The 18,182-nt window shown below is 69.9% G+C and carries 18 protein-coding genes; 8 read left to right on the forward strand and 10 right to left on the reverse strand.

Going from position 1 to position 18,182, the window contains the following annotated elements; translation table 11 throughout:
* Positions 1–222: 222 nt before the first annotated feature.
* The gene (locus tag G6N56_RS03890; RefSeq protein WP_197746653.1) at positions 223–1,182 is read right to left on the reverse strand and encodes an NAD(P)H-dependent flavin oxidoreductase; all 960 of its coding nucleotides are present in this window, start codon (positions 1,180–1,182) and stop codon (positions 223–225) included.
* On the reverse strand, positions 1,179–1,571 hold the full coding sequence (locus G6N56_RS03895; protein ID WP_085257196.1) for a tautomerase family protein: 393 nt from the start codon (positions 1,569–1,571) through the stop codon (positions 1,179–1,181). Before G6N56_RS03895 ends, G6N56_RS03890 begins: the two co-directional genes overlap by 4 nt.
* A gap of 93 nt (positions 1,572–1,664) precedes the next feature.
* On the opposite strand from G6N56_RS03895, the gene G6N56_RS03900 reads away from it, so the two are divergent.
* A complete protein-coding gene (locus G6N56_RS03900; RefSeq protein WP_085257197.1) occupies positions 1,665–2,546 on the forward strand; it encodes a LysR family transcriptional regulator in 882 nt (293 codons plus the stop codon).
* 24 nt (positions 2,547–2,570) lie between these two features.
* On the opposite strand, the gene G6N56_RS03905 is transcribed toward G6N56_RS03900, so the two are convergent.
* From G6N56_RS03905 to G6N56_RS03915, 3 genes are all read right to left on the reverse strand, one after another.
* On the reverse strand, positions 2,571–3,164 hold the full coding sequence (locus G6N56_RS03905) for a YbhB/YbcL family Raf kinase inhibitor-like protein (protein ID WP_085257198.1): 594 nt from the start codon (positions 3,162–3,164) through the stop codon (positions 2,571–2,573).
* 50 nt (positions 3,165–3,214) lie between these two features.
* Positions 3,215–3,658 carry an SRPBCC family protein gene (locus G6N56_RS03910; protein ID WP_085257199.1) on the reverse strand — a complete coding sequence of 148 codons (444 nt, stop codon included), beginning with the start codon at positions 3,656–3,658 and terminating at the stop codon, positions 3,215–3,217.
* A 73-nt stretch (positions 3,659–3,731) separates the two neighbouring features.
* Complete coding sequence (locus G6N56_RS03915; protein ID WP_085257200.1) at positions 3,732–4,739, reverse strand: synaptic vesicle VAT-1 family membrane protein; 1,008 nt, start codon at positions 4,737–4,739, stop codon at positions 3,732–3,734.
* 95 nt (positions 4,740–4,834) lie between these two features.
* Here G6N56_RS03915 and G6N56_RS03920 point away from each other — a divergent pair, with 95 nt between their 5' ends.
* From G6N56_RS03920 to G6N56_RS03935, 4 genes are all read left to right on the forward strand, one after another.
* Positions 4,835–5,614, forward strand: coding sequence for an MBL fold metallo-hydrolase (locus G6N56_RS03920; protein ID WP_085257201.1), 780 nt, complete (start codon positions 4,835–4,837; stop codon positions 5,612–5,614).
* 67 nt (positions 5,615–5,681) lie between these two features.
* Positions 5,682–7,970, forward strand: coding sequence for an isocitrate lyase ICL2 (aceA, locus tag G6N56_RS03925; protein ID WP_085257202.1), 2,289 nt, complete (start codon positions 5,682–5,684; stop codon positions 7,968–7,970).
* A 225-nt stretch (positions 7,971–8,195) separates the two neighbouring features.
* Positions 8,196–8,603, forward strand: coding sequence for a hypothetical protein (locus G6N56_RS28760; protein WP_163645081.1), 408 nt, complete (start codon positions 8,196–8,198; stop codon positions 8,601–8,603).
* A 163-nt stretch (positions 8,604–8,766) separates the two neighbouring features.
* Complete coding sequence (locus tag G6N56_RS03935) at positions 8,767–9,930, forward strand: LLM class flavin-dependent oxidoreductase (protein WP_085257203.1); 1,164 nt, start codon at positions 8,767–8,769, stop codon at positions 9,928–9,930.
* On the opposite strand, the gene G6N56_RS03940 is transcribed toward G6N56_RS03935, so the two are convergent.
* From G6N56_RS03940 to G6N56_RS03955, 4 genes are all read right to left on the reverse strand, one after another.
* A complete protein-coding gene (locus G6N56_RS03940) occupies positions 9,917–11,494 on the reverse strand; it encodes an FAD-dependent monooxygenase (protein ID WP_085257204.1) in 1,578 nt (525 codons plus the stop codon). The genes G6N56_RS03935 and G6N56_RS03940 overlap by 14 nt on opposite strands.
* Positions 11,495–11,582: 88 nt before the next feature.
* Complete coding sequence (locus G6N56_RS03945; protein ID WP_085257205.1) at positions 11,583–12,041, reverse strand: SRPBCC family protein; 459 nt, start codon at positions 12,039–12,041, stop codon at positions 11,583–11,585.
* Between the two features lie 105 nt (positions 12,042–12,146).
* Complete coding sequence (locus tag G6N56_RS03950) at positions 12,147–12,302, reverse strand: hypothetical protein (RefSeq protein WP_158090741.1); 156 nt, start codon at positions 12,300–12,302, stop codon at positions 12,147–12,149.
* Entirely contained in the window at positions 12,299–13,705 is a 1,407-nt protein-coding gene (locus G6N56_RS03955; protein WP_085257206.1) for a TIGR00366 family protein, read from the reverse strand. The genes G6N56_RS03950 and G6N56_RS03955 overlap by 4 nt, the downstream gene beginning before the upstream one ends.
* 242 nt (positions 13,706–13,947) lie before the next feature.
* Here G6N56_RS03955 and G6N56_RS03960 point away from each other — a divergent pair, with 242 nt between their 5' ends.
* The 3 genes from G6N56_RS03960 (at position 13,948) to G6N56_RS03970 (ending at position 17,350) form a co-directional block, all read left to right on the forward strand.
* Positions 13,948–15,777, forward strand: a complete 1,830-nt coding sequence (locus tag G6N56_RS03960) for a fatty acyl-AMP ligase (protein WP_085257207.1) — start codon at positions 13,948–13,950, stop codon at positions 15,775–15,777.
* 112 nt (positions 15,778–15,889) lie between these two features.
* The gene (locus G6N56_RS03965; protein WP_085257208.1) at positions 15,890–16,555 is read left to right on the forward strand and encodes a hypothetical protein; all 666 of its coding nucleotides are present in this window, start codon (positions 15,890–15,892) and stop codon (positions 16,553–16,555) included.
* 33 nt (positions 16,556–16,588) lie between these two features.
* Complete coding sequence (locus G6N56_RS03970; protein WP_085257384.1) at positions 16,589–17,350, forward strand: YqjF family protein; 762 nt, start codon at positions 16,589–16,591, stop codon at positions 17,348–17,350.
* Between the two features lie 9 nt (positions 17,351–17,359).
* Here G6N56_RS03970 and G6N56_RS03975 read toward each other — a convergent pair whose 3' ends face one another.
* Positions 17,360–18,133: an SDR family oxidoreductase gene (locus G6N56_RS03975; RefSeq protein WP_085257209.1), complete on the reverse strand. Its 774-nt coding sequence runs from the start codon at positions 18,131–18,133 to the stop codon at positions 17,360–17,362.
* Positions 18,134–18,182 lie beyond the last annotated feature (49 nt).

Consider the following 18,182-nt stretch of genomic DNA (forward strand, 5'->3'; position numbering starts at 1 on the left):
GATGGTCAGCGCCGGTGTCCAGGTCGACCTGCCAGCCCGACGTTCGCCGGCTCCCAATGCGCGACAGAGTCATCCTTCGTGGCGCGAGTGGAACGGCTCGTGCTGCGCGCCCAGCGCGCTGATCTACAGGACGTGCCGGTCGACGACGTCCCTGTCGACGGCGGGAGCACGACAACAGCCGGCGGTTGCGCATCTCCGCGGGGCACCCCTGTGGTAGAGCCCCTACCAGCGGGGCGAGAGGATGGCTTCGGCCTGGCCGACCATGTCGGCGAGGATGTCCGCTGCGGGGCGGACGTCACGGACGCGGCCCACCCCTTCGCCGAGAAGGATTGCGGCGGCGTCGAAATCCTCTGCCAGCACAGCCTTCTCGTAGGCGGCCACGGCGTCCGGCAGCGCCGCGAGCAGTCCGTCCTCGTTGCCGTGCCAGGTCGCCAAGAAGGCGTTGCCCACCGCCCGCTCATTGAACTCGATGGGCCAATCCAGTTGCCGCACAACGTCATACACGCGGGTGCGGAGCGTGTCGTCGCCGCTGGCACGGATCGCCCGTTCTTGCGCCCGCGGCGACACCAGCGCTTCGTGCGACGCCCAGAACCGGGTGCCTACCACGGCACCGTCGGCCCCGAGCGCGAGCGCCGCGGCCAGCCCGCGGCCGTCGGCCACACCGCCGGCGGCGAGCACCAACGTGTCCGGCGAGCGCTCGGCGACGATGTCGACGACTTCGGGAACCAACGTGAAGGTGGACCGGACGTTCATCCCGTGCCCGCCCGCCTCGCCGCCCTGGGCGACGAGGATGTCGGCACCGGCGTCCAGGGCCTGGCGGGCGTGATCGAGATTCTGCACCTGGGCCGTCACCGGCACGCCGGCCGCGTGGATGCGGTCGGCGAAGGGCCGCAGGTCCCCGAACGACAGCATGACCGTCGCCGGTTGCCGCGCCAGTGCCTGATCGAGCAGGGCGGGCTGCCGGGCGAGGCTCCAGGTGATGAACCCGACCCCGACCCCCGCGCCCGCCGCCTGGTCGAATTCGCGCCGCAGCCAGTCGGCGTCGCCATAGCCGCCGCCGATCAGCCCCAGCCCGCCGGCCGACGTGACCGCCGCCGCGAGCCGGCCCCCCGATGCCAGGGCCATGGGCGCCGACACGACGGGATGCTCGATGCCGAAGAACTCCGTGAGGCGGGTCTTCACTTCAACTCACCGGTGAGGAACTGCGCCCGGCCTTCGCCGAAAGACCAATCCTCGTCGCCGTTTTCGGTGATCGAGACGATCAGGTCGGCCGAGTCGAGGCCGCAGCGGTCGGCGAGGTTGGCCGCGAGCAGCTTGAAGAACTGCTCCTTCATGACGCGGGTGCGGCGCCGGCTCACCACGTGGACGATCACCAGCCGCGGTGAGCGGGTGAGCCCCAGACCGGTGTCCAGCGCGGCGATCTCGTGCGCCGGGTGGGTGCGCACCACCTGGTAGCGGTCGCGCGGCGGGACCCTGAACGCCTCGACGACGGCGTCGTGAATCGCGTCCAGCAGCTCCTGGACCTCCGACGGTGTTCGGCCCTCGATGAGGTCGACGTACAAAAGCGGCATTTCTCCTCCGAACTTCGTGTGCTTGCCTACCACGCTAGGTCCGCGCAAACCGGGTGTGAAATGCCCGCTTCGGTGGATCTATGCTTCCCAGGCATGGGAGGCGAGGCGGCCGGCGGGCGGGTCGAGTTGCGGCACCTGCGGGCGTTCGAGGCGGTGGCGCGGCTGGCGTCGTTCACTCACGCCGCCACCGAGCTCAGCATCACCCAACCCGCCCTGAGTCGCACCATCCGGCAACTCGAGGATGCGCTCGGGGTGACGCTGCTCGACCGGAGTTCGCGCCACGTCGAGACGACCGCGGCCGGGCGCGCGTTCCTCGACCACGCCGAACGCGTCCTCGCCGAGTTCGAGCGCGGGCTCGCCGCCGTGCGCCGACAATCGAGCATCCGGCTCGGGTTCAGCTGGCTGCTGCCCGACCCGTGGGCGCAGGACACGGTGGCCCGGTTCGAGCGGGCCACCGGCACCACCGTCATGCTGGTCCGCACAGACGACGCGCTGGGCGCCGTGCTGCAGGGAAAGGTCGACGTCGCGGTGGTGCGCGGCCGGGTACGGTCGACCGAGGTGCGGGTCGTGCACCTCTTCGAGGAGTCACGGGTGGCCGTCTGCGCCGTCCATTCGCCCCTGGCACAGAGAGCGGAACTGGACTGGTCGGAAGTCCCGCGGTGGCCGCTCGTCGTCAACACCACCAGCGGCACCACCGGACCGTGGTCGTGGGCCGCCGGCGCCGGACCCGAAACAATTGTTCCCACAGCGAATTTCGACGAGTGGATCGAATCCGTCGCCGCCGACCGCGGCATCGGCGTCATCCCCGACGTCGCCATCCGGCGCAACATTCACCCGGGCGTGCGGTTCATCGCGTTGCGCGGGGCGCCCGACAGCCCCGTCGCCCTGGCTTCCCTGCGACGCCCCCGCAATGCAGTGCTTCGTCGTTTCATCGAGGCCGCCCTCGCCAGCGCTGCGGACCTCCGTTCGGTGTGATCGTGCGCGTTGGGCGCCGCGGCGTCAGTCTCCGAAGGTGCCCGTGTATTGAGCCTGCGCGGCGGTGGCGCCGGTGATTGCCTGCACCGCCTGAGGGCCGGCGAGTCCCGGCGGAAGCCGGAACGTTGCGGGCAGCTGGTAGAGCGTGAACCGGTAATGGTGCACCCCGGTGCCGGCGGGCGGGCACGGACCGCTGTAGCCCGCCCGTCCCGCCGAGTTGGGCAGGCTGGTCGCGCCGGCGGGGGTCTGGCCGTCCGCGGTGCTTCCCGGGCCCGGGGGGATCCCCACCACGATCCAGTGGACGAAGGTGCCGTGGACGGCGTCCGGGTCGTCGACGACGAGTGCCGCGCCCAACGGCGTCGACCATGTCAGCGGGGGAGATATGTTGGCGCCCTTGCAGGTGTATTGCCCGGGGATCGGCGCGCCGTCGGCGAAGGCGGGGCTGCTGATCGCCAACGGTGCGTCGGGCGGCGCCTGCGCCATGATCCGCCCGAGCGTCGTCACCTTCGGGGTGAGCGGCGCCGTCAGGTGACCGCTACCGCCGCCGCCGCAGCCGGCCAGCCCCAGTGCCAGAGCCAGGCCACCGACGGCGCATGCCCGAGCCATCGAGGATTCCATGCGAAAAGTGTCGCCGACCGCGACGGAAGATGGAAGGCCGGGCCGGGTCCTCAGCCGCGCTTCTTGACCTCCAGCACCCGCTTGCGCAACCCCTTGGTGGCCGTGTCCATCAGGCTCTTCGCGCCCCTTTTGACCAGGAACCCCGGGACCGGCATCAGCAGGTCCACGGTGAGCTCGAAACGGACGCGCGTGCCGTCGCCCGCGGGCGTCAACGTGTACCGACCCTCCTGGGCGCGTTGCTGTTTGGCGTGATCGAGCGTCCAGCTCACCCCGTCGTCGTGAACGGTGTAGCACAGCACCTGCTCGTCGCTGACCCCCACGAGTTTGACCACCTGGCGAGACTTGCTGGGGTGGCCCTCGGCGTCGCGTTCGAGGATCTCGACCTCTTGGTGCACCGAGGACCACTGCGGCAGCGACTCGAGGTCGAACAGCACGTCCATGACCTCGGCGGGCGTCGCCTCGATCTGGATCTCGCGGGACTCGGTGACAGCCATGGGATGAAGATAACCGTTGGGGCTCGGCTCGAAACGAGGCTCGAAACGAGGCTCGAAACGAGGTGCGGGACCGCTACGGCACCAGCACGACCTTGCCGACGTTCTCCCGGGCGGCCAGGATGCGGTGCGCCTCGGCCGCCTCGGCGTACGGCACCGCCGCATGGACAACCGGGCGGACCGTCCCGACGTGCAACGCCTCGGTCAACGGCGCGATCCACGGCTCGAGCGTGCCCCGGTCGTCCCACAGCCGCAGCATGTTGAGCCCGATCACGGCCTTCGACTCCGACAGTTGGTCCATCAGATTGAAGCCGCGCAGCATCGCCAGAGCCTGCGGGGCGGCCGTGCGCAGCGAGCGCTTCTCACCCTGCTGGAGGTTCGAAATACCGTATGCCACAAGCCTTCCGCCGGGCCGCAACAGGGCGTAAGACCGCCGCAGCGACGTCCCGCCGAGGGCGTCGAGCACGATGTCGTACGGGCTCGAATCTTTCAGGCCCTGCCACCAGCCGTCGCGGCGGTAGTCGATCGCCCGGTCCACGCCCAACTCGGCCAGTTTCCGGTGCTTGCCCGGTGACGCGGTGCCGTGCACCTCCGCCCCGGCGGCTTTGGCGAACTGGATGGCCGCGACGCCTACGCCTCCGGCGTGCACCAGCACCCGCTCGCCGGCCCGGAGCGACCCGTAGCCGTGCAGCGCGGCCCACGCGGTGGCGTAGTTGACCGGCACGGCAGCACCCTGCTCGAAGCTCAGCGCGTCGGGAAGTGGCACGGAATCGGTCGCCGCGACGTTGACCGTTTCCGCGTAGCCGCCGAATCGGGTGCCGGCGAGGACGCGCTCCCCGACGCGGGTGGCGTCGATGCCGTCGCCGACGGCCACGACGGTCCCGGCGACCTCGTAGCCGACCACCGCCGGAAGCTTCGGCGCGTCCGGATAAAGGCCTACGCGCGCCAGATGGTCGGCGAAGTTCACGCCCGCGGCGCGGACGGCGACTTGCAGCTGGCCCGGGCCCGGCGGCGGAGGTTCCGGTCGCTCCTGCACCTGCAGGACCGACGGGTCGCCGTGCTTGGTGATGACGACTGCGCGCACTGTTGGCTCCTCCGCGGCGAGCGGGACTATCCGTCGATGGTTCCAGACCCCGCGGCGGGGGAGCACCCGGCACGTCGGGCGGTTAGGTTCCTCTGGTGCAGTTCTCCTGGGAACAACCGGCCCGCGGCGTGCACCGCTGCCGGTTGCCGTTCTGCGACGTCACGGTCGGGCTGGTGCGGGGGAGCGCCGGGGCGCTGCTCGTCGACGCGGGCACCACCCTGGAGGAAGCGGCCGCGATCGACGCCGACGCCCGCCGCATCGCCGGCGGACCGATCACACGAGTTGTACTGACCCACAAGCACTTCGATCATGTGCTCGGATCCTCGACGTTCGCCGGGGCGGAGGTGTACTGTGCGCCCGAGGTCGTCTCCTACCTGGCGTCGGAGACCGATCGGCTCCGTGCCGACGCGCTGAGCCACGGCGCCGACGCCGCGGAGATCGACCGCGCGATCGCGGCCCTGCGCACCCCGCGGAACGCCGTTTTGGACGCCGTCGTCGACCTCGGTGACCGCGCCGTCACGATCGCCCACCCGGGCCGGGGCCATACCGGGTCGGATCTCGTCGTGGTGGTGCCCCCGGCGGACGACGCGAACCCGGTCGTCGTGTTCACGGGTGATCTCGTCGAAGAGTCCGGCGATCCGGTCATCGACGCGGACTCGGACGTGGCCGCCTGGCCCGCGACGCTCGACCGGGTATTGGCGATCGGCGGCCCCGAGGCAGTCTACGTGCCGGGGCACGGACGCATAGTGGACGCCGGTTTCGTTCTCCGACAGCGGGATTGGCTTCTCAGCGCGGGCCGCTGGCGGGCCCCGTCGCCGGAAGAGGCCAGGACAACGGTTCGGTCTCGGGACCAGTTCGGGACTATTGACCCCTGATTGAACCGTCGTTCCCGGGGATAGACTCACGAGCAGCGAATTCGCGCCGAAAGAGGAGCCCAATCCCATGGCCATCATCGACACGGACACCGAGGTCCGTACATCGTTTCAAGACGAGGTTGCCGCCACGCAGCGGTACTTCGAGGGCCCGCGCTTTGACAGCATCACGCGCCTCTACACGGCACGCCAGGTGGTGGAACAGCGTGGCACCATTCCCACCGACTACACGGTCGCGCGCGACGCGGCGGCCGCGTTCTACGACCGGTTGCGCGAACTGTTCGCCGCGAAGAAAAGCATCACGACCTTTGGCCCCTACTCGCCCGGCCAGGCGGTGAGCATGAAGCGGATGGGCATTGAGGGCATCTACCTCGGCGGTTGGGCGACCTCGGCGAAGGGCTCCACCACCGAGGACCCCGGGCCCGACCTGGCCAGCTACCCGCTCAGCCAGGTGCCCGACGACGCCGCGGTCCTGGTGCGCGCCCTGCTCACGGCCGACCGCAATCAACACTTCCAGCGGCTGCACATGAGCGAACAGCAGCGCGCGACGACTCCGGCCTACGACTACCGGCCGTTCATCATCGCCGACGCCGACACCGGGCACGGCGGCGACCCGCACGTGCGCAACCTGGTCCGGCGCTTCGTCGAGGTGGGCGTCCCCGGTTACCACATCGAGGACCAGCGACCCGGCACCAAGAAATGCGGTCACCAGGGCGGCAAGGTGCTGGTGCCGTCGGACGAACAGATCAAACGCCTCAACGCCGCCCGGTTCCAGCTCGACGTCATGCGGGTGCCCGGCATCATCGTCGCGCGGACCGATGCCGAGGCGGCCAACCTGATCGACAGCCGCGCCGACGAACGCGACCAGCCGTTCCTCCTCGGCGCCACCAACCTCAACATTCCGTCGTACAAGGCGTGCTTCCTCGCCCTGGTTCGGCGCTTCTACGAGCTGGGCGTCAAGGAACTCAACGGCCACCTGCTGTATGCGATGGCCGACTCCGAGTACGCCGCCGCCACGGCCTGGCTTGAGCGCCAGGGGATCCAGGGCCTCATCTCCGACGCCGTCAACGCGTGGCGGGAGAACGGGCAGGCGTCCATCGACGACCTCTTCGACCAGGTCGAGTCGCGGTTCGTGGCGGCCTGGGAGGACGACGCCGGGCTGATGACCTACGGCGAGGCCGTGGCCGAGGTGCTCGCCTTCGGCGAGAGCGAGGAAGAGCCGGTCGCAATGAGCCCCGAGGAGTGGCGGGCCTTCGCCGCCACGGCGTCCCTCTACGTCGCACGGGAGAAGGCTAAGGACCTGGGCGTCAATCCCGGCTGGGACTGCGAGCTGGCGAAGACGCCGGAAGGCTACTACCAGATCCGCGGCGGCATTCCCTACGCGATCGCCAAGTCGCTGGCGGCGGCGCCGTTCGCCGACATTCTCTGGATGGAGACCAAGACCGCCGATCTCGCCGACGCCCGGCAGTTCGCCGAGGCCGTCCACGCGAAGTTCCCCAACCAGATGCTGGCCTACAACCTCTCGCCGTCGTTCAACTGGGACACCACCGGCATGACCGACGAGGAGATGCGGCGCTTCCCCGAAGAGCTCGGCAAGATGGGCTTCGTCTTCAACTTCATCACCTACGGCGGACACCAGATCGATGGTGTCGCGGCCGAGGAGTTCGCCACCGCGCTGCGGCAGGACGGCATGCTCGCGCTGGCGCGCCTGCAGCGCAAGATGCGCCTCGTCGAGTCCCCGTACCGGACACCGCAGACCCTGGTCGGCGGGCCGCGCAGCGACGCCGCGCTGGCCGCGTCCTCCGGGCGCACGGCGACCACCAAGGCCATGGGCAAGGGTTCGACCCAGCACCAGCACCTCGTGCAGACCGAGGTGCCGAAGAAGCTGCTGGAGGAGTGGCTGACGCTGTGGAGCGAGCACTACCACTTGGGCGAGAAGCTGCGCGTGCAGCTGCGGCCGCGGCGGGCCGGCTCCGACGTGCTGGTACTCGGCATCTACGGCAAGGGCGACGAGCAGCTGGCCAACGTCGTGTTCGACCCGATCCTGGACCGGCACGGCCGCAGCATCCTCACGGTGCGCGACCAGAACACGTTTGCTGAGAAGCTGCGCCAGAAGCGGCTGATGACACTCATCCACCTCTGGCTGGTGCACCGCTTCAAGGCCGACGCGGTGTACTACGTCACGCCCACCGAGGACAACCTGTACCAGACCTCGAAGATGAAGTCGCACGGCATCTTCAGTGAGGTCAACCAGGAGGTTGGCGAGATCATCGTCGCCGAGGTCAACCGGCCGCGCATCGAGGAGCTGCTGAAGCCCGACCGCGTCGCGCTGCGGAAGTTGATCACCAAGGAGGGGTAGATAGGTAGCCCGCCCGGCCGCCCCGGGCCGCGTCCCTTCGTCCACCGGTTCGCCGGCCGCATTTCCGGCGAAAACTGCGGAACCGTGCCACCCGCGATGGCCCGTCACCACGAGGTGATGGGCCATCGGCATCTTTGGCGCGGAATCCCGCGACGGCTTTGTGTTTGTGGGTGCTGACGCCGGGGTAAGGAACAGCAGGACTGCGAGCGGAGAGCGGGGTTTGCGATGAGGCACGAACTGAGGACTGCGGTCGCGATTTTCGGCGGCGGGGCCATGCTGATCCTGGCCGTCGGATGCGGTGGCGGTAACAAGGGTCCCGGCAGCAGCAGCACAACGCCGACGACTACGACGACTCCATCGTCGAGCGTGGCGCCGTCCACCACACCGGGCGGGGGCGGCAGCGTTCCCGGCGGCCCGACCGGTGGCGGCGGACCCGGCGGCGGGGGCGGCAGCGTTCCCGGCGGCCCGACCGGTGGCGGCGGACCCGGCGGTGGCGGCGGCAGCGTTCCCGGCGGCCCGACCGGTGGCGGCGGACCCGGCGGTGGCGGCGGCAGCATCCCCGGGGTCGGCGGGGGTGGCGGCGGACCGGGCGGTGGCGGCGGCTGCGTCGGCAACGTCTGCGGCGGTTTCTAGAGCCTGACGGCGCGAAAGACTTGCTCCCCTAGTCGGTGGGGCCGGGATACCCCGGCCCCATCGGCTGAGCAGGAACAGACATCGGCCATTGCCGGCCGATGGCCTAGGGCGGACCGGGGCATCCGAGTTATGGTTCTCCGCAACTCGGACGCAAGGGATCCCCATGGCGAAACTCAGGTTCGGATACTTCATCGCCCCGTTTCATCGCGCGGGCACCAACCCCACTCTCGCCCTGCAGCGCGACCTGGAATTCATCGAACACCTCGACGCCCTCGGCTTCGACGAAGTGTGGTTGGGCGAGCACCACTCGGCGGGCAGCGAGATCATCAGCTCGCCGGAGGTCTTCATCGCCGCCGCGGCGCAGCGCGCCAAGCGGATCCGGTTCGGAACCGGAGTCATCTCGCTCGCATATCACAACCCGCTGTGGGTCGCCGACCGGCTGATGCTGCTCGACCACCTCACCCACGGTCGGGTGATCGGCGGGATGGGTCCCGGCTCGTTACCCACCGACTCGGCGATGATCGGGTTGACCCCCACCGACACCCGCGAACTCCTCGAGACGAACCTCGACATCGTCGTCCGCCTGCTCGCCGGGGAAACCGTCTCGGCGAAAACCGCCACGCACCAGCTGTTCGACGCGAAGTTGCAGCTGGCCCCGTACTCCGACGGCGGCATCCCGCTCGCGGTTGCGGCGGTCGCCTCGCCCACCGGCGCGCGGCTGGCCGGCAAGCACGGGATCGGCCTGCTGTCGATCGGGGCGACACTGACGGTCGAGGGGTTCAACGCGCTGTCCTACCACTGGGACATCGTCGAGGAACGCGCGGCGGCCTTCGGCAGCCGGGTGGACCGCAAGCACTGGAGCCTAGTCGGGTTGTTCCATTTGGCGGAGACCGAAGAGCAGGCCCGTGAAGAGGTGAAGTTCGGCATCGAGCCCTGGTTCCGCTACTTCCAGAAGGTGGCCGCCTTCCCGCAGATGACCATGCCGGGCGAGCAACTCGACGAGATGATCGATGTCATCAACGAGAACGGGGCCGGCGTGATCGGCACGCCCGAACGGGCGCGGGCCCAGGTGCAGCGGCTCTGGGATCAATCCGGCGGGTTTGGCTGCATGCTGCAGATGGGACACGAGTGGGCCAACCCGGCCGCCACCAAGCGGTCCGCGGAATTGTTCGCCGCCGAGGTGATGCCGCACTTCCAGGGGCAGGCGCAGCCGACGCTGGACGCTGCCGCCCGCGCGGGTCAGGCCCGCGAAGGCCTCGCGCAATCGCAGCTGGACGCGGTGGCCCACATGACCAAGAAGTATCAGGACGAGGTCAGTTCGACGTAGCGGTTCTTCCGATGCCGAACCATCGCGCGAGAGCGGCACGCAGCTCCCGCAATTCGTCCGCATCGGGCGTGGCCGCCGACGTTGCCCACGCCACGTAACCGTCGGGGCGCACCAGCACGGCGGTCGCGGCGATCTCCCCGACGGCGCGACCCGTGGCGACCGTCAACTGGTCGCCGGGGACCGCGGCCGCCACGGTCGCGCCCTCGGTGAGGTCGACGAGGAGCGGCCGCCCGCTGCGGGCGAGTTCGGCGATCCGCCGCGTGCCGTCGACGGTCCCGACCCCGAAGTCGGGCACCCAGTAGCCGACCAGCGGATGGCCGAATGGCCCGGCGCCGTAGCGGTTTTCGGCCCCCGAGATCAGGTCTCCGAGGCGGCGGGCGATGTTCGGATCGGTGACCAGCTCGGAGAACAGTTGGCGCAGGGCGGTGACCTCGGGTCCGGGCCGGACGAGCGCGAGCTGGGCCCGACTGTGCATGATGACGCGCTCCGCGGCGGGCCGGCGCTCGGCCTCGTAGCTGTCGAGTAGGGTCGGCGCGACGCGGCCGTTGAGGACCACGGCGAGTTTCCAGCCGAGGTTCACCGCGTCCTGCAGACCCAGGTTGAGTCCCGGCCCGCCCATGGGGGAATGGACGTGGGCCGCGTCGCCGACGAGGATGACCCGGCCCAGCTGGTAGCGGGACGCGATACGTGAGTTGATCCCGGAGAACCGACGCAGGTCCAGGGGGGTGTCCGGATATGCCGGTCGCAGCGGCACGTCGGCGCCCAGGACCCGTTTGACGCTGACCTCCAGCTCGGCGAGGCTCATGGGCTCGAAGTGGACGTCATCGTCGCGGGGGTACTCGCGCGGCGCGTCGTCCAACTCGAAGACGATCATCGCCGCACGTCCCCCGAGAGCGCCGTAAGCGACGACGCCATGATCGGCCCGGTGAAACTGCAGCGGCGGGATGTGGCCGTACCCGGGGATGTCCAGACCGCCCCTGAGCGGGTCGACCCAGTCCTGCGGCGGCAGGACGTCGAATCCCATCCGCACGACGACGTCGTGCGACGACATCCCGGGAAAATCGATGCCCGCCAGCTTCCGGGTCGCGCTCCGGCCACCGTCGGCCCCGACCAGATACTCGGCGTCCAGATCGTAGGCCCCGTCCGGGCCCGCGACGTGCACGGTGACGCCGCCGGCGTGCTGGTCGAAGCCGGTCATGGCGTGGCCCCAGCGGATGTCGGCCCCGTGCTCGGCTGCGCGGTCGGCGAGCACCCGAACCAGTGTGGGCTGTTGCACCGGCAGGAGGAACAGCTGCGGATCGGGCACCAGCGTGAGATCCAACGGGAACGCCGCGAACATCGCGCGCGGATTGAGCCGAGGCGGCTCGGTTGTCTCGGCGAGCGTGCCGTAGAGGCCGCGGTGGTCCAAAATCCGAACCCCTTGACCGATAACGCCGTTGGCCCGCCGCTCCGGATTCGGACCCGGCATCGGATCCAGCACCACGGGCTTGATCCCGCCCAACCCCAGCTCCCCGGCGAGCATCAACCCGTTCGGACCCGCGCCCGCCACTACGACGTCAACCACTTAGCCCAGCTTAAGGACTTCGGGGGCGGCCCGCCAACGGACCCGGGCCTACTGACATTGAAAGGGCTTGGCAGCCAACCGGTCTGCGCTATCGCCCCGACTCGCGCTCGGCCGCCTTCACCAGCCGGCCCGCGAAGTACCGCACCGCGCCACCCAGCGCCGCCTGGAACGCAGGGCCGGTCCCGGGAACCCTCTCGACGAACGAGCCGGTCCAGCGGATGTCCGTGCCGCCCGCGAGGTTGGGGGTGAAGACCACCTCGGCGAAGTAGTCGTCGACCGGGGTGCGGCCGACCATCTTGTAGGCGTGGCGGCGATCCTTCTCGTACGCGACGGTCTCCTCCTGCACGAGGACGGGCCACATCCCGAGCTTGCGGATCGCGCCCACCCCGTCGGGCGGGGGGTCGCCCTGGCGGGCCCAGCTGGATTGCACCACGATCGGCTTTCCCCACTTCGACCAGTTCGCCCCGTCGGCCACGAGCCGGAACAGCGTCGCCGCCGGCGCGGCGCTGGTGCGGTTGATCTCGAACGAGAATTTCCGGCCCGACATGCCCGCCTCCCGGTGATAACGGCTCGCGGCCGCTGACTGGAACTGGCGCGTACGCTACCTCCCGCCGGCGCGGGCACGCCGTCGGGCTCGTCCGGGCGGGCCCGCTCACCGGCGGCCGCCGGCCATCAGGCCCACGGCGGTGCGGCCGCCCCCGACGTCGATGTTGTCCTTCACGGCGACGAGCCGGCCGGCCTCGGCGATCTTGCGGTAGGCGGCCCCGACCCGCGCGACGGGTGACGGGGCCACGCCGTTGCCCGTCACAGGAAGTGGGGTGCGAGTAGGACCGCAGTGCTGGACACCGCGAAGCCGATCAGAAAGGCGATGACGGTGAATCCCATCACCTGGCGGACATTGAGCTTCGCGATGGCGAGAACCGGCAGTAGCCAGAAAGGCTGAATCATGTTGGCGACCGCCTCCCCGTCGCCGACGGACATCGAGATCAGCCCGAGGTAGGTGGGCGAATGTTGACCGATCGCCAGCGCCGAATCGACGGCGATGGGGCCCTGCACCGCCCAGTGTCCGCCGCCCGACGGCACGAATAGGGAGATCACCACCGAGCCGAGGAACGTCAGGAAGGGGAGCGTGTACTGATCGGCTCCGCGCACCAGCGCCTCGGCGAGAACCGCCTGCAGCGCCTTTCCCGAGCCCGCGGGCAGGTACCCCAACAGCCCGACGATGCCGCCGTACAACGGGTATTGCAGCAGCAGGGGCCCGGACACCTTCGCCGCGCCGGAGAACGCGCGGATGAAGCGGATCGGCGTGCCGTGCAGCAACGCGCTGGTGACCGTGAACAGCATGATCATCGACGAGATGTTCAGCGCGAAGCCGCTCAGCACGAAGTAGGTGATCCCGGCCGCGAATACGACGACGTTGAGGATCCAGAGGTTCTCCAGCCACTCCGCGAACGTCCGCTTGCCGGTGGGCGCCGGCGGTTCGGGTTCCTCGTCGAAGACCGCCGGATCGGGTTGCAGGACCTCCTTGGGTTCCATGCGCCAGATCGCGATGCCGACGAGCACGATCACGGCGATGACGGCCATCCAGTTGTAGGGCTGAAAGACGGTCAGGCTCAGCGGGACCGTCATGCCGGTGATCTTGTGGATCACGTTGATCGGGCTGGTGCCGTCGGTGTTGGCCAGCGCGATCGACGACGACAGACCCTGCGTCCAGACGATGTAGCCCATGAACCCGGTCGCGGTCAGGTAGCCGAAATGCGAGTCGGTGAAGCGTTTGGCGACCTGGCGCGCCAGCAGTGCGCCCGCCACCAGGCCGAGTCCCCAGTTCAGCAGCGAAAGCGCGGCGCTGACCCCGAAGCACAACAAGGCCCCCTGCACTTGGTTCTTGGGCTTGCCGGCGACATGGACGATGCCCCGCTTCACCGCGGGCGCCTCGGCGAGCGTGTACCCCGTCACCAGGATGAGCACCATCTGGAAGGCGAAGGTGAAGATGTTCTGCGGCCCCCACACCCCGCCGTACCACGCCTTGAGCACGCCGGTGGGCGTCGCGCCCCGGACCAGCAGCGCGACGAGGGCGACGACGATCGCCGTGAGGATGACCGCGAACAGGTACGGGTCCGGCATGAAGCGTTCGACATACCGGACGCATACGGAGGTCAGGGCCTGGACGAAGCCGCGACGTTCGACCCGCCGCTCCGCTGTCGCCGTCATCGGTCTCCTTGGTTTCGTCGTTCGGATGGCGGTCCCACCGGACCGCCGAAGTCCCGACTCAGGCAACTCCAAACGTGTTGCCAAAAGGTGAATTCGGGAACGCTCGCGGTTGGTGACAATCACGATTGTCACGGCGACGGCAGGTTGGCCGGTGAGGATCGACACACGGGACACCGGACCCGCCGAGGTGGCGGCCCCGGGGAAGCCGGGTTCGCTGCTGCCCGCCACTTAGACTGCGCTCTATGGATCGGCAGAATTCGACGGCCGTCCCCGGCCTGCTTCAGATCGAGGACTGTGTAGACGCCAACGGTGGCGTCGCGCTGCCGCCGGGCGTCACGCTGATATCGCTGATCGACCGCAACATCGCCAACGTGGGCGAGGCCGTGGCGTATCGCTTCCTGGACTACAGCCGCGGGGTCGACGGGCAGGCCGCCGAGGTGACCTGGACCCAGTTCGGTGCCCGATTGCAGGCGATCGGCGCGCGCGTGCAGCGGGTGGCGGACCGCGGCGAGCGGGTCGCGGTCCTCGCGCCCCAGGGCATCGACTACGTCGCGGGCTTCTACGCCGCGATCAAGGCCGGCGCGATCGCCGTGCCGCTGTTCGCCCCGGAGCTGCCCGGGCACGCCGAACGCCTCGACACGGCGCTGCGCGATTCGGAGCCCACGGCGGTGCTCACGACGACGGCGGCACGCGACGGGGTGGAGAAGTTCCTGGCCACCCTGCCGACTGGGGCGCGGCCGGACGTCGTCGTCATCGACGAGATTCCCGATTCCGAGGGCGAACACTTCGCGCCGACCGAGCTGGGGATGGACGACGTCTCCCACCTGCAGTACACCTCGGGCTCGACGCGACCCCCGGTCGGCGTGGAGATCACGCACCGCGCGGTCGGCACCAACCTCGTGCAGATGATCCTGTCGATCGACCTGCTGGACCGCAACACCCACGGCGTCAGCTGGTTGCCCCTCTACCACGACATGGGGCTGTCGATGATCGGCTTTCCCGCGGTATACGGCGGGCATTCCACGCTGATGGCGCCGACCGCGTTCGTGCGCCGGCCGCTGCGGTGGATCCAGGCGCTGTCGGCCGGGTCGCGGCAGGGCCGCGTGGTCACCGCGGCGCCGAACTTCGCCTACGAGTGGGCCGCCCAGCGGGGCCTGCCCGGCCCCGGCGACGACATCGACCTGAGCAACGTGGTGATGATCATCGGGTCCGAGCCGGTCAGCATCGACGCGATCAATACGTTCACCCGGGCGTTCGGCGGTTACGGGCTGCCGCGCACGGCGTTCAAGCCGTCGTACGGCATCGCGGAGGCCACGTTGTTCGTGGCGACCATCGACCCGGCCGCGGTGCCGTCGGTCGTCCACCTCGACCGCGAGCAGTTGGGCGCCGGCCGCGCGGTGCCCGTCGCGGCCGAGGCCCCCAACGCAGTGGCGCAGGTGTCGTGCGGCCGGGTCGCGCGCAGCCTCTGGGCGGTGATCGTCGACCCCGACACCGAGACGGAACTGCCCGACGGCCGTGTCGGTGAGATCTGGCTGCAGGGCGACAACGTCGGCCGCGGCTACTGGGGCCTGCCGGAGGAGACGCAGCTGGCGTTCGGCGCGAAGCTGCAAGCGAGGCTCGAGCGGGGGAGCCACGCGGAGGGGTCGGCCGTCGCGCGCACCTGGCTGCGGACCGGGGATCTGGGCTTCTATCTCGACGGTCAGCTCTACGTGGCCGGCCGCGTCGCGGACCTGGTGACGATCGAGGGCCGCAACCACTACCCACAGGACATCGAGGCCACCGCGGCGCAGGCGTCACCGATGGTGCGGCGCGGCTACGTGACCGCGTTCACCGCGCCGACCGCCGCCGGCGAGGGCCTGGTCGTCGTCGCCGAGCGCGCGGCGGGCACCAGTCGCGACGACCCGGCGCCTGCGATCGAGGCGATCCGTGCCGCGGTGGCGGGGCGCCACGGCGTGCCGGTCAGCGACGTCCTATTCCTGCCGGCCGGTGCCATCCCGCGCACCACCAGCGGCAAGCTCGCCCGACGGGCGTGCCGTGCCCAGTACCTCGCCGGCACGCTGGGCGTGCACTGAGCTCCCGGGGGGCGCCGAGCGTGGGCCCTGCGCACGCGATACGCCCGGCATTCCTACGCAGGCCCCACGCTCGGCGCGGCGGATCTCGCGCCGGTGATGGCATCCTGGCCGTATGGGCCTGGTGTTCCGCTTGCTCGAGCTACTGATCGTGCTCCTGCCGCTGGCGGGTGTGATCATGGCAGCGGTGAAGGCGTTCGCCACTCACCGGCGGCGCGCCGACGAGCCGGACCGGCTCGATCCCCCGCAGGTTGCCGACACCCCGCGCCCCGCCAACAACCAGGCGGCGCAATGGAGGTCGCTGCGGCGGGTCATCGAGGAGCACAGCCGCACCGACGCGCGGTGGCTCGACTACGAGCTCGATGTCGCCAAGCTGCTCGACTTTCCGCTCATGACCGACATGCGCGACCCCCTCACGATCGCCTTTCACAAGGCCAAGCTGCGAGCCGACTTCCTGCGTCCCGTCAAAGCCGAGGACCTCGTCGACGACCCGGAGTCCGCCGCGCAGTATCGGACGGCAGTGGAGGACTACGTGACCGCGTTCACCGTCGCCGAGTCCGAAGCGGTCCGCCGGCGCCGCAACGACTTCTCCCGGGCGGATCAGCAGCGGATTGCACGCGCCCAGAGCCTCTTGCGGGTGGCATCGGATTCCGCGGCGGCGCCCCAGGAACGTCAGAGTGCGTACGACCGGGCCCGCAAGGAACTCGAGGGGCTCGTCGTTCTGCCGGCCACCACCCAGGCCGGCATCGAGCGGGGGATCTTTGGCGAACTGGAAGGCTAGGTGTGCCGCCGGGTGAACTGCCACCATGAGCGGGTGACCGGCGCGGCACCCAGCGACCCCAGCGGGGAACCCCTGCTCGCGGGATACCCCGTCACCGCCCCGCCTCTTCCCGGTCCCACGACCTTCGACCAGCGCTGGTGCGACGTGACCTTCGTCCACTGGCCGGTGCGGCCCGAGAGCGTCGAGGACCTGTTCCCGCCGGGGACCCGGCCCGACGTCTTCGCCGGCGCCACGTATGTCGGGTTGGTCCCGTTCGCGATGAGGAGCACCAAAGTCGGCTCGGCGGTGGGGATTCCGTACTTCGGCAGCTTCCTGGAGACGAACGTCCGCCTGTACTCGGTCGACGGCGCCGGCCGCCACGGCGTCCTGTTCCGGTCCCTGGAGACGGCCCGCCTGGCCGTCGTGCCGGTCATTCGGCTGACGGTGGGCGTCCCCTACACCTGGGCCAGGATGCGGATGGCCCGGGACGGCGACCGCCTCACGTACCACAGCGTGCGCCGCTGGCCACACCGTGGCCTGCGCAGCCACCTGACGGTCATGGTGGGCGATGTCGTCGCACCGACCGCACTGGAGGTGTGGCTCACCGCCCGGTGGGGCGCGCACACCCGCAAGGCCGGCCGCACGTGGTGGGTGCCGAACGAGCACGAGCCGTGGCCGTTGCGGGCCGCGGAGATCGTGGAGCTGAGCGACGATCTGGTCGGCGCCGCCGGGGCGCACCCGGCCGGCGAGCGGCTACGCGCGCTGCATTCACCGGAAATGCGGACCCGCTTCGGGCGACCCTGGGTCGTTCGCTGATCGGGCGCGTCAGACGCAGGTGTATCCGCCGTCGATGACGAGGTCCGACCCGGTCATGTAGCTGGACGCGTCACTCGCGAGATAGAGATACAGGCCGGCGAGCTCCTCGGGCGTTCCCAGCCGTCCCATCGGTATCTTCGGCTCCCACTGGACGTGGTACTCGACGAGCGGCTCGACGAGTTCGGTGAGGATGTAGCCCGGGCTGACACTGTTGACGCGGATCCGGTGCGGCGCGAATTCGACCGCCATCGCCTTGGTCAGCTGAATCACCGCCGCTTTCGAGGTGCAGTAGTGGCCGACGCGCTGTGGGACGTTGATGATGTGGCCGGACATCGAGGCGGTGTTGATGATCACCCCGCCCCGGCCCTGCCCGACCATCGCCCGGGCCGCCGCCTGGGCGGTGAGGAACACCCCGTAGACGTTGGTGCTCTGGATGCGCTGGAATTCCTCGGGCGACATGTCCAGCATCCCCTCGACCGCGATGATGCCGGCGTTGCAGACGGCGATGTCGAGGCCGCCGAGCTCGCCCGTCACCCGGTCCACCATGGCGGTGACCTCGTCCGGTTGCGTGACATCGCAGCGAATAGGCAGCACCCTGCCCGCACCGGCGGCCGCCGTCAGCTCGTGCGCGACCCCCTCCAGCGTGTCGGAATGCCTTGCGGCAACGGCTACTTGGGCTCCGGCCTCCAGATACGCCCGTGCGACCTTCTTGCCAATGCCGCTGGACGCCCCGGTCACCAGAGCCGTCTTCCCGCGCAAGTCGAACAACTCCATCACACTCATTCGGTATCCCCATCCACGCGTACGGCTTGTCACCACGTTCTAGTCTGTC

It is taken from the genome of Mycobacterium saskatchewanense, assembly GCF_010729105.1.
GTDB lineage: Bacteria > Actinomycetota > Actinomycetes > Mycobacteriales > Mycobacteriaceae > Mycobacterium > Mycobacterium saskatchewanense.

Bases quoted from the DNA above. Each gene is read 5' to 3' on its own strand.
- G6N56_RS03895 (WP_085257196.1), bottom strand. From the start codon at position 1,571: ATGCCGCTTTTGTACGTCGACCTCATCGAGGGCCGAACACCGTCGGAG.
- G6N56_RS03900 (WP_085257197.1), top strand. From the start codon at position 1,665: ATGGGAGGCGAGGCGGCCGGCGGGCGGGTCGAGTTGCGGCACCTGCGG.
- G6N56_RS03905 (WP_085257198.1), bottom strand. From the start codon at position 3,164: ATGGAATCCTCGATGGCTCGGGCATGCGCCGTCGGTGGCCTGGCTCTG.
- G6N56_RS03910 (WP_085257199.1), bottom strand. From the start codon at position 3,658: ATGGCTGTCACCGAGTCCCGCGAGATCCAGATCGAGGCGACGCCCGCC.
- aceA (WP_085257202.1), top strand. From the start codon at position 5,682: ATGGCCATCATCGACACGGACACCGAGGTCCGTACATCGTTTCAAGAC.
- G6N56_RS28760 (WP_163645081.1), top strand. From the start codon at position 8,196: ATGAGGCACGAACTGAGGACTGCGGTCGCGATTTTCGGCGGCGGGGCC.
- G6N56_RS03935 (WP_085257203.1), top strand. From the start codon at position 8,767: ATGGCGAAACTCAGGTTCGGATACTTCATCGCCCCGTTTCATCGCGCG.
- G6N56_RS03945 (WP_085257205.1), bottom strand. From the start codon at position 12,041: ATGTCGGGCCGGAAATTCTCGTTCGAGATCAACCGCACCAGCGCCGCG.
- G6N56_RS03955 (WP_085257206.1), bottom strand. From the start codon at position 13,705: ATGACGGCGACAGCGGAGCGGCGGGTCGAACGTCGCGGCTTCGTCCAG.
- G6N56_RS03960 (WP_085257207.1), top strand. From the start codon at position 13,948: ATGGATCGGCAGAATTCGACGGCCGTCCCCGGCCTGCTTCAGATCGAG.
- G6N56_RS03965 (WP_085257208.1), top strand. From the start codon at position 15,890: ATGGGCCTGGTGTTCCGCTTGCTCGAGCTACTGATCGTGCTCCTGCCG.
- G6N56_RS03975 (WP_085257209.1), bottom strand. From the start codon at position 18,133: ATGAGTGTGATGGAGTTGTTCGACTTGCGCGGGAAGACGGCTCTGGTG.